At 61.5% G+C, this 14,362-nt stretch carries 12 protein-coding genes; 7 read left to right on the forward strand and 5 right to left on the reverse strand.

The genetic code is table 11. The features are described from left to right. Window positions 1-11 precede the first annotated feature (11 nt). Window positions 12-1,136, reverse strand: coding sequence for an S-(hydroxymethyl)glutathione dehydrogenase/class III alcohol dehydrogenase (locus ACJ8PI_RS03420; RefSeq protein ID WP_038880962.1), 1,125 nt, complete (start codon window positions 1,134-1,136; stop codon window positions 12-14). 29 nt (window positions 1,137-1,165) lie between these two features. Continuing rightward, window positions 1,166-2,086: a putrescine utilization regulator PtrR gene (gene ptrR / locus ACJ8PI_RS03425; RefSeq protein WP_033654969.1), complete on the reverse strand. Its 921-nt coding sequence runs from the start codon at window positions 2,084-2,086 to the stop codon at window positions 1,166-1,168. Between the two features lie 105 nt (window positions 2,087-2,191). Here ptrR and ACJ8PI_RS03430 point away from each other — a divergent pair, with 105 nt between their 5' ends. The 7 genes from ACJ8PI_RS03430 to mglC all read left to right on the forward strand — a co-directional run bounded on the left by ACJ8PI_RS03430 (window position 2,192) and on the right by mglC (window position 10,563). Continuing rightward, a complete protein-coding gene (locus ACJ8PI_RS03430) occupies window positions 2,192-3,349 on the forward strand; it encodes a YbfB/YjiJ family MFS transporter (protein WP_033654978.1) in 1,158 nt (385 codons plus the stop codon). Between the two features lie 244 nt (window positions 3,350-3,593). Next, the gene (gene folE, locus ACJ8PI_RS03435; RefSeq protein WP_004938969.1) at window positions 3,594-4,259 is read left to right on the forward strand and encodes a GTP cyclohydrolase I FolE; all 666 of its coding nucleotides are present in this window, start codon (window positions 3,594-3,596) and stop codon (window positions 4,257-4,259) included. 79 nt (window positions 4,260-4,338) lie between these two features. Next, a complete protein-coding gene (gene yeiB / locus ACJ8PI_RS03440) occupies window positions 4,339-5,511 on the forward strand; it encodes a DUF418 domain-containing protein YeiB (protein ID WP_060445636.1) in 1,173 nt (390 codons plus the stop codon). Window positions 5,512-5,638: 127 nt separating this feature from the next. Next, window positions 5,639-6,676 (forward strand): HTH-type transcriptional regulator GalS, encoded by a 1,038-nt coding sequence (gene galS / locus ACJ8PI_RS03445; protein WP_033646782.1) that lies wholly within the window; start codon window positions 5,639-5,641, stop codon window positions 6,674-6,676. Between the two features lie 264 nt (window positions 6,677-6,940). After that, complete coding sequence (gene mglB, locus ACJ8PI_RS03450; protein ID WP_033637723.1) at window positions 6,941-7,933, forward strand: galactose/glucose ABC transporter substrate-binding protein MglB; 993 nt, start codon at window positions 6,941-6,943, stop codon at window positions 7,931-7,933. 99 nt (window positions 7,934-8,032) lie between these two features. After that, entirely contained in the window at window positions 8,033-9,541 is a 1,509-nt protein-coding gene (gene mglA / locus ACJ8PI_RS03455; RefSeq protein ID WP_033637724.1) for a galactose/methyl galactoside ABC transporter ATP-binding protein MglA, read from the forward strand. 11 nt (window positions 9,542-9,552) lie between these two features. Further along, window positions 9,553-10,563: a galactose/methyl galactoside ABC transporter permease MglC gene (gene mglC / locus ACJ8PI_RS03460; RefSeq protein ID WP_004938953.1), complete on the forward strand. Its 1,011-nt coding sequence runs from the start codon at window positions 9,553-9,555 to the stop codon at window positions 10,561-10,563. 64 nt (window positions 10,564-10,627) lie between these two features. Here the strand turns inward: mglC and sanA are convergent, their stop codons facing one another. The 3 genes from sanA to cdd all read right to left on the reverse strand — a co-directional run bounded on the left by sanA (window position 10,628) and on the right by cdd (window position 14,344). Beyond that, window positions 10,628-11,371 (reverse strand): outer membrane permeability protein SanA, encoded by a 744-nt coding sequence (gene sanA, locus ACJ8PI_RS03465; RefSeq protein WP_033637725.1) that lies wholly within the window; start codon window positions 11,369-11,371, stop codon window positions 10,628-10,630. Window positions 11,372-11,540: 169 nt separating this feature from the next. Then, complete coding sequence (locus ACJ8PI_RS03470) at window positions 11,541-13,238, reverse strand: NAD-dependent malic enzyme (RefSeq protein WP_033637726.1); 1,698 nt, start codon at window positions 13,236-13,238, stop codon at window positions 11,541-11,543. Between the two features lie 221 nt (window positions 13,239-13,459). Beyond that, window positions 13,460-14,344, reverse strand: a complete 885-nt coding sequence (cdd, locus tag ACJ8PI_RS03475; RefSeq protein WP_060438923.1) for a cytidine deaminase — start codon at window positions 14,342-14,344, stop codon at window positions 13,460-13,462. Window positions 14,345-14,362 lie beyond the last annotated feature (18 nt).

Consider the following 14,362-nt stretch of genomic DNA (forward strand, 5'->3'; position numbering starts at 1 on the left):
TGCCTCCTGGCTTATTGGTCGAAGTGGATGACGGAACGGATCGATTTGCCTTCGTGCATCAAATCGAACGCTTCGTTGATCTGCTCCAGCCCCATGGTATGGGTGATAAAGTCGTTCAGCGCGAATTCACCGTCCAGATAGCGTTCGACTATGCCCGGCAGCTGCGAACGGCCCTTGACGCCGCCGAACGCCGAACCACGCCAGACGCGGCCGGTGACCAGTTGGAACGGACGGGTCGAGATCTCTTCGCCGGCGCCTGCGACGCCGATGATCACCGATTCGCCCCAGCCCTTGTGGCAGCACTCCAGCGCGGAACGCATCACGTTCACGTTGCCGATGCACTCGAAGGAGAAATCGACACCGCCGTCGGTCAGCTCGACGATCACTTCCTGAATCGGCTTGTCATAGTCTTTCGGGTTGATCAGATCGGTGGCGCCCAGCTTGCGGGCCAGATCGAACTTGCTGGTGTTGATGTCGATGCCGATGATGCGGCCCGCGCCGGCCATCTGCGCGCCGATGATCGCCGACAGGCCGATGCCGCCCAGGCCGAAGATTGCCACGGTGTCGCCCGGTTGCACTTTGGCGGTGTTCATCACCGCGCCCATGCCGGTGGTCACGCCGCAGCCCAGCAGGCACACTTCTTCCAGCGGCGCTTCCTTGTTGATTTTCGCCAGTGAGATTTCCGGCACCACGGTGTACTCGGAGAAGGTGGACGTGCCCATGTAGTGGAAGATCGGCTTGCCATCTTTGAAGAAGCGGGTGGTGCCGTCCGGCATCAGCCCTTTGCCCTGGGTGGCGCGGATCGCCTGGCACAGGTTGGTCTTGCCGGATTTACAGAATTTGCACTCGCCGCACTCCGGGGTGTAGAGCGGGATCACGTGATCGCCGACCGCCACGCTGGTGACGCCTTCACCGACCGCTTCCACCACGCCGCCGCCCTCGTGGCCGAGGATCGCCGGGAACACGCCTTCCGGATCTTTGCCGGACAGGGTGTAGGCGTCGGTGTGACAAACGCCGGTGGCGACGATCCGCACCAGCACTTCGCCTTTTTGCGGTGGCATCAGCTCGACTTCTTCGATCTTCAGCGGCTGGTTCGGGCCCCAGGCAACGGCGGCGCGGGTTTTGATCATCTCCATCATAGTCTCCTCAGTGGTTTTCTTTTAAATCAGGCGATATCGACAACGTCTGATAAATCGTTGGGGGTGCTTTCATCAACAGCGGCGGTTTCCGTCTGTTCAATAATCAACTCTTTCAGCGCGCGCACGTTCGGCCCGAACGCGTCGCGGCGCCACAGCAGCCAGGTGGCGGTGTCGGCCACGTCCGGCGGCAGGGGGTGAACCCGCACCCGCTCATGGCCCGGCAGCAGGCTCAGCACCGAATGCGGGATCATCGCCAGCCCGGCGCCGCTGGCGACGCAGGCCAGCATGGCGTGATAGGACTGGATCTCCATAATTTGCCCCGGCCGCGCGCCTTCGCGCTTGAACCAGGCCTCCAGCCGCAGGCGGTAGGAGCAGCTGGCGCGAAAGGCGAACAGCGTCTCGCCATTGGCGTCTTTGGCGCTGTGGATCGGCGCGTGATCGAGGCAGGAGATCACCACCATATGTTCAGGATAGGCGATGCAGCCGTTCAGCTCGTCATAGGGTACCGGGCCGTCGACCAGCGCCGCGGCCAGCGTGCCGGCGCGCACCCGATCGGCGATTTCGCCGGAGGTGCCGGTGGTCAGCGACAGCGAAACCTGCGAGAAGCGCTGGTGGTAAGCCGCCAGCAGCGAGGGCAGGCGGGTAGCGGCGGTGCTCTCCATCGAGCCGAGGGCGAAGTTGCCCGCCGGTTCGCCGGCGTGGGTGATGCTCATCGCCTCGTCGCTCAGCGCCAGGATGCGGTTGGCGTAGCACAGAAAGTTATGGCCCATCGGCGACAGGCGCAGGCGCTGTTTTTCGCGGATAAACAGATCGGCGCCCAGCTCCTGCTCGAGCTGTCGCAGTCGGGTGGTCAGATTCGACGGCACGCGGTGCAGCTGCTCGGCGGCGCGGGCGACCGAGCCGGTTTCCGCTACGCAGCAGAACATGCGAAGCTGGGTCAGATCCATAATATTCTCGTTTCGTGATGAACTTGATTAGTATTATTCAGTTTTTGTGAGTTTAATACTGCGGCATGATACTGGCAACTTTCTTTTAACCTTTTGGATGCCGATATGGCTTTACGTATTGCCTTGAGCGGTTTTGCCGCGCTGATCGTTGCGATGGGCATTGGCCGCTTCGCTTTCACCCCCCAGGTGCCGCTGATGATCGCGGAACATCAGTTCACCCTGACCGGTGCCGGGCTGGTGGCGGCGATCAACTATTTGGGCTATCTGTGCGGCGCCTACGACGCGATGCGCGCCACGCGCCACGTCGAGCGGCGCCTGTGGCTTGGCGTGTGGGGCGCGGTGGCGCTGACGCTGCTGTCGGCGCTGGCGCAGGATGAATGGACGCACGGCGCGCTGCGCTTCGTCATCGGCTGGGCCAGCGGCTGGGCGATGGTGCTGGTGGCGGCCTGGACCAATGAGCGGTTGGCGCACTACGGCCGGCCGGCGCTGAGCGCGGCGGTGTTCGCCGGGCCGGGCGCCGGTATCTTCCTCAGCGGCATGCTGGCGGTGGGCATCAACACGCTGGGGCTGACGGCGGCGCAGGCCTGGCTGGTGTATGGCGTGCCGGCGCTGGCGTTGGTGGGGGCGATTAGCGCCTTTCTGCCGCGCAGCGGCGAGCTGCATCGCCCGGACGTGGCCCCGGAACCGCTACTGCTGACGCCGGCGCTCAAACGCCTGGTGTGGAGCTACAGCCTGGCCGGGTTCGGCTACATCCTGCCGGCGACGTTCTTGTCGCAGATGGCGGCGGCGCGTTTTCCCGGCAGCCTGTTCGCGCAGTTCGTCTGGCCGGTGTTCGGCGGCGCGGCGGTGCTGGGGATCGTTATCGGCATTTTGACCCGCCATCGGCTCACTACCCAGACCCGGTTGGCGATCACGCTGTGGATACAGGCGCTGGGCGTGCTGAGCGCCGAAGTTGTGCCGGGCGTGGCCGGCCTGGCGTTGGGGGCGTTGCTGACCGGCGGCGGCTTCCTCTGCGTGGTGCAGCTCGCCCTTCAGCACGGCCGTGAACTGGCGCCGCGCCATGCGCGCTACATGGCCGGGTTGCTGACCACCGGTTATGCGATCGGCCAACTGGTCGGGCCGATGCTGTCGGCGCTGTCGACCGCCTTGACCCATCGACTGGAGCCGGCGCTGTACGTAGCGGTGGCGGCGCTGTTGGTGGCCGGTGCGCTGGTGGTGAATACCCCGGCGCGGCGGTTGGCGCAAAAAACGGCGATGCGGTGATTGAAATCCATACAAAAAGCGTGGAATCCCGCAGCCGGCCTGATTGTGCTAAATGCGAATATTTCACCTGCGGATGAAGCACTATCACTGGATAATCGCCGCGCTCTCATCTACAGTGGGGGCAAAATCTTGACCGGGTTCACGTTATCCACCACGAAAACTCTGCCGTCACGAGAGCAAGCAATTCGCCGGCCGCACGCCCTACCAGGCCGCCGGCGGGTTCCGTCCGCAGGAGAACAAATACATGACATCATTAAGTAAAGAAGCCGCGCTGGTGCATGCGGCGCTGGAAGAGCGTGGTCTGGAGACGCCGCTGCGCGGGGAAGTGCTGGATCGCGAAACGCGCAAGCGCCGTATCAAAGAGCACATGACCGAAATCATGCAGCTGCTGAACCTCGATCTGTCCGATGACAGCCTGGCGGAGACGCCGCATCGCATCGCCAAAATGTATGTCGACGAGATCTTCTCCGGGCTGGACTACGCCAACTTCCCGAAAATCACCGTTATCGAGAACAAGATGAAGGTGGATGAGATGGTGACGGTGCGCGATATCACGCTGACCAGCACCTGCGAACACCACTTCGTGACCATCGACGGCAAGGCCACCGTGGCCTATATCCCGAAAGACTCGGTGATCGGCCTGTCGAAGATCAACCGCATCGTGCAGTTCTTCTCCCAGCGTCCGCAGGTGCAAGAGCGCCTGACCCAGCAGATCCTGGTGGCGCTGCAGACCCTGCTCGGCACCAATAACGTGGCGGTATCGATCGATGCGGTCCATTATTGTGTCAAGGCGCGCGGCATCCGCGACGCGACCAGCGCCACCACCACCACCTCGTTGGGGGGGCTGTTCAAGTCCAGCCAGAATACCCGCCAGGAGTTCCTGCGCGCGGTGCGTCATCACCAGGGGTGATGGCGTAGCGGGGCGACCCGCACGACGACAACAGGCGCCTGCGGGCGCCTTTTTCATGAGCGGAAGACAGCGATAAAAAATGAACAGTCACCCTCTGCCACGCATCGCTACGCTGGACTGCGTGCGCGGCATCGCCATCCTCGGCATTTTATTGCTGAACATCAGCGCCTTCGGCTTGCCGAAGGCCGCCTACCTCAACCCGGCCTATTTGGGCATGCCGTCATCGCGCGACGCCTGGACCTGGGCGCTGCTCGATCTGTTCGCCCAGGCCAAGTTCCTGGCGATGTTCGCGCTGCTGTTCGGCGCCGGGCTGCAAATGCTGCTGCGGCGCGGCAAAAGCTGGATCCGCGCGCGGCTGTCGTGGCTGCTGTTGTTCGGTCTTGCGCATGCCATCTTCCTGTGGGACGGCGACATTCTGCTGGCCTACGGGCTGATTGGCCTGGTGTGCTGGCGCATGATCCGCGAGGCCAGGGAAACCTTCCAGCTGCTGAAAACCGGCGTGGTGCTGTATTTGATCGGCGTGGCGGTGCTGCTGTTGCTCGGTTTTATCTCGCACGGTGAGCCGGGCAGCTTCTGGCAGCCGGGCGCGGCGGAGCTGCAGTACGAGAAGTTCTGGAAGCTGCAGGGCGGTTTCGAAGCCTGGCGCAGCCGCGCCGATCTGCTCTCGTCCAGCCTGCTGGCCATCGGCGCGCAGTATGGCTGGGAGCTGGCGGGGCTGATGCTGTTCGGCGCCGGGTTGATGCGCAGCGGCTGGCTGCGCGGCAGTTATTCCTCCGGTTATTATTTGCGGCAGGCGGCGTGGCTGCTGCCGCTTTCGGTGCTGATCCAGCTGCCGGCGGTGGCGCTGCAATGGCAGGTGCATTGGGACTATCGCTGGAGCGGTTTCCTGCTGCAGGTGCCGCGCGAGCTGGGCGCCCCGCTGCAGGCGATGGGCTATCTGGCGCTGTGTTACGGTTTCTGGCCCGCGCTGTCGCGCATGCGCATCGCCCACTGGCTGACCCTGGTGGGGCGCATGGCGTTGAGCAACTACCTGCTGCAAACGCTGATCTGCACCACGCTGTTTTATCGCTTTGGCCTCTATGAGCAGTTCGACCGGCTGCAGCTGTTGGCGTTCGTGCCGCTGGTCTGGCTGGCCAACCTGGCGTTTTCCGCACTGTGGCTGCGTTACTTCGAACAGGGGCCGATGGAGTGGCTGTGGCGCAAGCTGACGCAGCTGGCCGCCGGCGAAGCGGAACCCAAAACGCTGAAGTGAGCGCCTGCCGGCAGGTTAAAAAAATGTATGTAAACGTTTTCTTTCCTGTGACGTAATTCACGCAGAGCAGCGGGCCAATCGGGGTAGGATAGCGCCACCGGCCACTACCCCGATTTCAGGATCCCGCATGCCTCCAGTTCATCCGATCACCATCCGCGACGTGGCGAAACGCGCCGGGGTCTCCGTGGCGACCGTCTCCCGCGTGCTGAACCACAGCGCGCTGACCAGCAAGGAGACGCGCGAGCAGGTGCTGCAGGCGGTGGCGGAGCTGGGCTATCGCCCCAACGCCAACGCGCAGGCGCTGGCGACCCAAAGCAGCGATACCCTGGGCGTGGTGGTGATGGACGTCTCCGATCCGTTCTTCGGCGCGCTGGTGAAAGCGGTAGACACGGTGGCGCAGAAACACCACAAATACCTGCTGATCGGCAACAGCTATCATCAGGCGGACAAAGAGCGCCACGCGATCGAAGTGCTGATTCGCCAGCGCTGTAACGCCCTGATTGTTCACGCCAAAGCCCTGAGCGACGCCGAGCTGATCGGCTTTCTGGAGCAGGTGCCGGGCATGGTGCTGATCAACCGGATTATTCCCGGCTATGAGCCGCGCTGCGTCGGGCTGGATAACGTCTGCGGCGCGGAAATGGCGATGCGTCTTTTGCTGTCGCAGGGCCATCGGCGCATCGGCTATCTGGGCTCCAATCACCCGATCGAAGACGGGCCGCTGCGCCAGCAGGGCTATGCGCAGGCGATGGCCGCCGCCGGGCTGGCCACGCCCGACAACTGGCGCGCCTACGGTTCGCCGGATCTGCAGGGCGGCGAGGCGGCGATGGTGGAGCTGCTGGGGCGTAACTTACAGCTGAGCGCGGTGTTCGCCTACAACGACGCCATGGCCGCCGGCGCCATGGCGGTGCTGAAAGAAAACGGTATCACGGTGCCGCAGCATTTCTCGCTGATCGGCTTCGACGACATCCCCATCGCACGTTACACCAGCCCCAAGCTTACCACGGTGCGCTACCCGATCGTCTCGATGGCCACGCTGGCCACCGAGCTGGCGTTGCAGGGCGCGGCAGGCCTGACGGAGCCGCAGGCCGCTCATCTGTTCATGCCGACGCTGGTGCGGCGCCATTCTGTCGCCCCCTGGCAAAGTGAGGCGACGGTCACTCTCTGACGATTTAATCTTGTGTAACCGTTTTCAATCTGTGAGAAAATTCACAGAATATTAACATCACGCCGTCTATGCTCTAGGCGTTTTCCGGCGCAAAGGCCCTTGCCGCTGCAACCTTTATCTCGCGCTGACACAGCATTTCTCGGAAATAACAAGATCCACGGACGGCAGGTGTTGAGTGGAAATCGCCTGGCCTGGGGTGTGCGCACTGCCGGTGACCATTGGCTCAAAGACGAGTAATACCCTACACAGAACCGGAGACTGACAATGAATAAGAAGGTTTTCACCCTGGCCGCCATGGCCGCAGCCATGATGTTTGGCGCCGCAGCCCATGCTGACACCCGTATTGGCGTCACGATTTACAAATACGACGACAACTTCATGTCGGTGGTGCGCAAGGCGATCGAGAAGGACGCCAAGGCTTCACCGGACGTCACCCTGCTGATGAATGACTCGCAGAACGACCAGTCCAAGCAGAACGATCAGATCGACGTGCTGCTGGCCAAGGGCGTGAAAGCGCTGGCGATCAACCTGGTCGACCCGGCCGCGGCGCCGGTGGTTATCGATAAGGCGCGCGCAAACGATATCCCGGTGGTGTTCTACAACAAAGAGCCTTCCCGCAAGGCGTTGGACAGCTATGAGAAGGCGTATTACGTCGGCACCGACTCCAAAGAATCCGGCGTGATCCAGGGCGAGCTGATCGCCAAACACTGGCAAGCCAACCCGGCCTGGGATCTGAACAAAGACGGCCAGATCCAGTTCGTGCTGCTGAAAGGCGAGCCGGGCCACCCGGATGCCGAAGCGCGCACCACCTACGTGGTGAAAACGCTGAACGAGAAAGGCATCAAGACCCAGCAGCTACAGATGGATACCGCGATGTGGGATACCGCGCAGGCGAAAGACAAGATGGACGCCTGGCTCTCCGGCCCGAACGCCAACAAGATTGAAGTGGTGATCGCCAACAACGACGCCATGGCGATGGGCGCGGTGGAAGCGCTGAAGGCGCATAACAAGACCACTATCCCGGTATTTGGCGTCGATGCGTTGCCTGAGGCGCTGGCGCTGGTGAAATCCGGCGCGATGGCGGGCACGGTGCTGAACGACGCCGACAACCAGGCGAAAGCCACCTTCGAGCTGGCGAAGAACCTGGCGGCGGGCAAACCGGCCACCGAAGGCACCCAATATAAAATCGAAAATAAAGTCGTGCGTATTCCTTACGTCGGCGTAGATAAAGACAACCTGTCTCAGTTTGTTAAATAAGAATTGAGATCCCGCTAAGACCCCGCCTGCGGCGCCAACACCAGGAATACCGCCGGCGGGGATGTTTACGACTGCAAGACAGTTAAGCCAGGTGTATTTATGGCCGATAGCTCACGCGAATTTTTGCTGGAAATGACGGATATCTGTAAGTCATTTCCCGGCGTCAAAGCCTTGGACAATGTCAATTTACGCGTCCGTCCGCACTCGATTCACGCCCTGATGGGAGAGAACGGCGCGGGGAAATCGACGTTGCTGAAATGCCTGTTCGGCATTTATAAAAAAGACAGCGGCAGCATTGTATTTCAGGGCCGGGAAATCGATTTCAAGAGTTCGAAAGAAGCGCTGGAGCACGGCGTTTCCATGGTGCACCAGGAGCTGAACCTGGTGCTGCAGCGCACCGTGATGGACAACATGTGGCTGGGGCGCTATCCGACCAAAGGCCTGTTCGTCGATCAGGAAAAAATGCTCAAAGACACCCAGGCGATCTTCGACGAGCTGGATATCGACATCAACCCGCGCGAAAAGGTGGGCAACCTGTCGGTGTCGCAGATGCAGATGATCGAGATCGCCAAGGCGTTTTCCTACGACGCCAAAATCGTCATCATGGATGAGCCGACCTCCTCGCTGACGGAGAAAGAGGTCAATCACCTGTTCACCATTATCCGCAAGCTGAAAGAGCGCGGCTGCGGCATCGTTTATATCTCGCACAAGATGGAAGAGATCTTCCAGCTGTGCGACGAGATAACGGTGCTGCGCGACGGGCAATGGATCGCCACCCAACCGCTGGAAGGGCTGGATATGGACAAGATCATCGCCATGATGGTCGGCCGCTCGCTCAGCCAGCGCTTCCCCGACAGGCAGAACACGCCGGGTGAGGTGATCCTCGAGGTGAAAAACCTGACGTCGCTGCGTCAACCTTCGATCCGCGATGTGTCCTTCGATCTGCACCAAGGCGAGATCCTCGGCATCGCTGGGCTGGTGGGCGCCAAACGCACCGATATCGTCGAGACGCTGTTCGGCATTCGCGAAAAGGTGGCGGGCACCATCAAGCTGCACGGCAAAGCGATCGATAACCACAGCGCCAACGAAGCGATCAACCACGGTTTTGCGCTGGTGACCGAAGAGCGCCGATCCACCGGGATTTACGCTTACCTCGACGTGGGCTTCAACTCGCTGATCTCCAATATCCGCAATTATAAAAACAAGCTCGGCCTGCTGGATAACGCGCGGATGAAGAGCGACACCCAGTGGGTGATCGACGCCATGCGGGTGAAAACGCCGGGGCATCACACCCATATCGGCTCGCTGTCCGGCGGCAATCAGCAGAAGGTGATCATCGGCCGCTGGCTGCTGACGCAGCCGGAGATCCTGATGCTGGATGAACCGACGCGCGGCATCGACGTGGGCGCCAAGTTCGAGATTTATCAGCTGATGACCGAACTGGCGAAGAAGGGCAAGGGGATCATTATCGTCTCGTCCGAAATGCCGGAGCTTTTGGGGATCACCGACCGTATTTTGGTGATGAGCAATGGTCAGGTTGCGGGCATCGTTAACACCAAACAGACCTCGCAAAATGAAATCTTACGTCTCGCCTCCCTGCACCTTTAAGGATCGGAATTATGAACGCGCTAAATAAAAAAACCTTATTTACCTATTTCAAGGAAGGCGGCATTTACGTGGTGTTGCTGGTGCTGTTGGCCATCATCATCATTCAGGATCCGACTTTCCTCAGCCTGATGAACCTGAGCAACATCCTGACGCAGTCTTCGGTGCGCATCATCATCGCGCTGGGCGTGGCGGGGCTGATCGTGACCCAGGGCACCGACCTGTCCGCCGGGCGGCAGGTGGGGCTGGCGGCGGTGGTGGCGGCCACGCTGCTGCAGTCGATGGATAACGTCAACAAGGTGTTCCCGCACATGGAAACCTGGTCGATTCCCCTGGTTATCCTGCTGGTGTGTGCGGTCGGCGCGGTGATCGGCCTGGTTAACGGCCTGATTATCGCCTATCTCAACGTGACGCCGTTCATCACCACCCTGGGCACCATGATCATCGTCTACGGCATCAACTCGCTGTATTACGATTCGGTCGGCGCTTCGCCGGTGGCGGGCTTCGATCCGAAGTTCTCCACCTTTGCCCAGGGCTTCTTGCGCTTCGGCGACTTTAAGCTGTCGTACATTACCTTCTATGCGCTGATCGCCATCATATTCGTCTGGATCCTGTGGACCAAGACCCGCTTCGGCAAGAACATTTTCGCCATCGGCGGCAACCCGGAAGCGGCCAAGGTGTCCGGGGTCAACGTGCCGCTGAACCTGATCATGATCTATGCGCTGTCCGGCGTGTTCTACGCCTTCGGCGGCCTGCTGGAAGCGGGGCGCATCGGCAGCGCCACCAATAACCTCGGCTTTATGTACGAGCTGGACGCCATCGCCGCCTGCGTGGTGGGGGGCGTCTCCTTCGCCGGCGGGGTGGGTACGGTGTGGGGCGTGGTGACCGGGGTGATCATCTTCACCGTCATCAACTACGGCCTGACCTATATCGGCATCAACCCGTACTGGCAGTACATCATCAAGGGCAGCATCATCATCTTCGCCGTGGCGCTGGACTCGTTGAAATACGCCAAGAAGAAGTAGATTTACCGCAGTACAGACGACAAGGCCGGCAAAATATGCCGGCCTTTATTTTGGGCATTGCACGTCAGGGCTGTTTGGCTTTCTGCTTCTCTTCTTTCAGCTTGTGCTCCAGCTCGACCAGCTGTTCCGGCGAAACGGCGGGATAGCCCTGGGCGTCTTCCGGTACGGTGTGCATGGCGGAAATCGGGATCAGCGGGCCGAGGAAGCGCGGTTCGCGCTTGAGGATATAGAGATCGGTCAGTGCGCCCAGGCGGGCGAAGATCTCGCGGGCGCGCACCGTCATCATGTCTTTCGGCGACGGCACCGCGTAGCACTGCGCCTGAATGCCCATGTGCAGGGCGATGAACAGCGCGCGCTCGCAGTGGAAGCGCTGGGTGATGATGATGAAATCGTTGGTGTCGAACACCTTGCGGGTGCGCACGATGGAGTCCAGGGTGCGGAAGCCGGCGTAGTCCAGCACGATATCGCTCGGCGCCACGCCGGCGGCGATCAGATCGCGGCGCATGGTCATCGGCTCATTATAGCTTTGCTGGGCGTTGTCGCCGCTCAGCAGCAGGTATTTCACCTTGCCGCTGTTATAGGCGTTGATCGCTCCCTGAATGCGGTAACGGTAGTACTGGTTGATCACCCCGGTGCGGTAATACTTGGCGGTGCCGAGCACCACGCCGACCTGGCGGTGCGGCAATGCCTGCAGTTCGTCGTAGACGTAAGGCGCGGTTTTCCAGCTGATCCAGCGATCGAGCGCAATAGCCGAACCCATCAACACCGCAATGAAGATGAACAGGCTGATGATCAGGCGTTTCCACATGTTGTTGCCTTACGCGCGCCGGGCTGAAAAAGATGGATCAAGGCTACTTTACCTGACCGACCTACGCAAGACGTGAACCGCCTGAAGCACGCGCGCCGCCGCATTTTTCGGCGTTTTTGTCGCACAAAAAAGCCCGGCGGAGCCGGGCTGGGTCATTTCAGCGCGCCATTCAGAACGAGGTGCGCTTGTAGCTGCGGTATTGCGGCCGCCAGAAGTTGTGTTCGATGGCTTTCGACAGCGCGTCTTCGGAGGTGACGATCGCCACGCCCTGCAGCTGCGCGGCTTTACCCACTTCCATGGCGATGCACTTCGACACGCCCTGAATATCGTCGATATTCGGCAGCAGCGCGCCGTGGCCGTCGGTGGCCAGCGGCGAGCAGTCCGCCAGCGCGCGGCTGGCGGCCATCAGCATGGCGTCGGTGACGCGGGTGGCGCCGGAGGCCAGCACGCCGAGGCCGATCCCGGGGAAGATATAGGAGTTGTTGCACTGGGCGATCGGGTACAGCTGATCTTTATAGCTCACCGGCGCGAACGGGCTGCCGGTCGCCACCAGGGCGGCGCCGTCGGTCCAGTTGATGATGTCTTCCGGACGGGCTTCCACGCGCGAGGTCGGGTTGGACAGCGGCATCACGATAGGGCGTTCACAGTGTTTGTGCATCTCGCGGATCAGCTCTTCGGTAAACAGCCCCGGCTGGCCGGACACGCCGATCAGAATGGTCGGCTTGGCGTTGCGCACCACGTCCAGCAGCGAGATTGCGTCGCTGGCGGTTTCCCAGCCGGCCAGGTTGTCGCTCTTCTGCACCAGCTTGCTCTGGAAGTCGAGCAGGTTCGGCAGTTTGTCGGTCAGCAGGCCGAAGCGGTCGACCATGAACACGCGGGCGCGCGCTTCGTCTTCGCTCAACCCTTCGGACTTCATCTGCGCGATGATCTGCTCGGCGATGCCGCAGCCGGCGGAACCGGCGCCGAGGAAGGTGACGGTCTGATCGCGCAGCTGGCTGCCGGCGGCGCGGCTGGCGGCGATCAGGCTGCCGAGGGTGACCGCGGCGGTGCCCTGGATGTCATCGTTGAAACAGCAGATCTCATCGCGGTAGCGATTCAACAGCGGGGTGGCGTTGTTCTGCGCGAAGTCTTCGAACTGCAGCAGCACGTTCGGCCAGCGGCGTTTGACCGCCTGAATAAACTCTTCGACGAAGGCGTGGTACTCCTCGCCGGAGATGCGCGGATGGCGCCAGCCCATGTACAGCGGATCGTTGAGGCGCTGTGGGTTGTTGGTGCCGACGTCCAACACTACCGGCAGGGTGTAGGCCGGGCTGATGCCGCCGCAGGCGGTGTACAGCGACAGTTTGCCGATCGGAATGCCCATGCCGCCGATGCCCTGGTCGCCCAGGCCGAGAATGCGCTCGCCGTCGGTGACCACGATCACCTTGACGTTCTGCTTGGTGGCGTTTTGCAGCATGTCATCGATGCGATCGCGGTTCGGGTAGGAGATGAACAGCCCGCGCGCGCGGCGATAGATATCGGAGAAGTGCTCGCAGGCCTCGCCGACGGTCGGGGTGTAGATGATCGGCATCATCTCGCTCAGGTGCGAGTCCAGCAGGCGGTAGAACAGGGTTTCGTTGGTGTCCTGGATGTTGCGCAGGTAGATGTGCTTGTCGTTATCGTTCTTGAAATCCTGATACTGACGGTAGGCGCGTTCCACCTGTTCTTCGATGGTTTCCACCGCTTCCGGCAGCAGGCCGTGCAGGTTGAAGTGGCTACGTTCTTCCTCGGTGAAAGCGCTGCCTTTGTTCAGCAGCGGAAATTCCAGCAGAATCGGGCCGGCGTAAGGGATGTAGAGCGGGCGTTTGCTTTCGTATTCTAGTTCCATCAGTTTTACTCTTCACGTATCAGATAACTTTATTGCCGACGATCCTAAGAGATAAAGAGCAGATGTACAGCATTTGTTGCCAGATGATGAACCAGGTTGGCGTAATTATCGACAATCAAATGATTTTTTAACTAAAGAAAGTGTCTCTGGCGGCGTCGGGGCATTGTATTTGGCGGGCGGGGCTGTTAGCGGCGGAACCGGATGGCTCCGCCGTTGAGCGCTTAGAACGCGGCGCGGCTGACGTTTTGGCAGCCCAGCGCCGCCAGGGTGACGCGGGTGGCGTCCCATTGGCTGATGATCGCCTCCTGCGGTTCGGCCAGCACGGCGCGGCGGATGTTCAGGCAGTCACCGCCGGAGAGGTTCAGCAGGATCAGCGCGGCCTGCAGCGGCGGCAGGCTCGGGTTGAAGGCGGCGTTTTCCGCATAGCGGCCGGCGTAGATGGTGCCGTCCGCCGTTTCCAGCGCCACGCCGCTGTGGGCGTTGCTGTACGGCGCGTGGCTTCGGTTGGCCGCCGCCAGCGCCGCTTGTGCCAGCGCATCGTTCAGCGCCAGCTGATGGCCATGATCGACCTCGTCCATCAGCAGCGAGGCGACATCCAGATCTTTCGGGCCGAAGGCGTCCGGCAGATAGTCCGCCAGCGTGGCCGGCGCGCGGCCCGGCAGACGGATCTGCAGCTCGCCGCCGCTGTTCAGTTCATTCATAAACTGGCGGCAATGGCCGCACGGCGTGTAGTTGACGGTGACCGAGGCCAGCGCTTTTTCGCCGCGCAGCCAGGCGTGCGTTACCGCACTCTGTTCCGCATGCACGGATTGCTGCAGCGGCGCGCCGCTGAATTCCATATTGGCGCCGAAATAGAGGTTGCCGCTTTGCCCGCGCGCGATGGCGCCGACGTGGAAGTGCGATATCGGGGTTAACGAGCAGGCCGCCGCCAGCGGCAGCAGCGCGAATGCCAGCGCATCATCGTCCAGCCCGCAGCCTGTGCGGATCGCCTCCGCTTGCTCGGCCGTGAACATCGCCGGAAAGTCAGGCGCGTCCAGATAGGGCTGCAGGGCGGATTGCAGTGTCGCGGGCAGTGCGCTGAACGCGGTGTGAAAACGCGGATGCATAGAAAGTCTCTCTACAGG

It is taken from the genome of Serratia sp. CY82433 (genome assembly GCF_052166535.1).
Lineage (GTDB): Bacteria > Pseudomonadota > Gammaproteobacteria > Enterobacterales > Enterobacteriaceae > Serratia > Serratia sarumanii.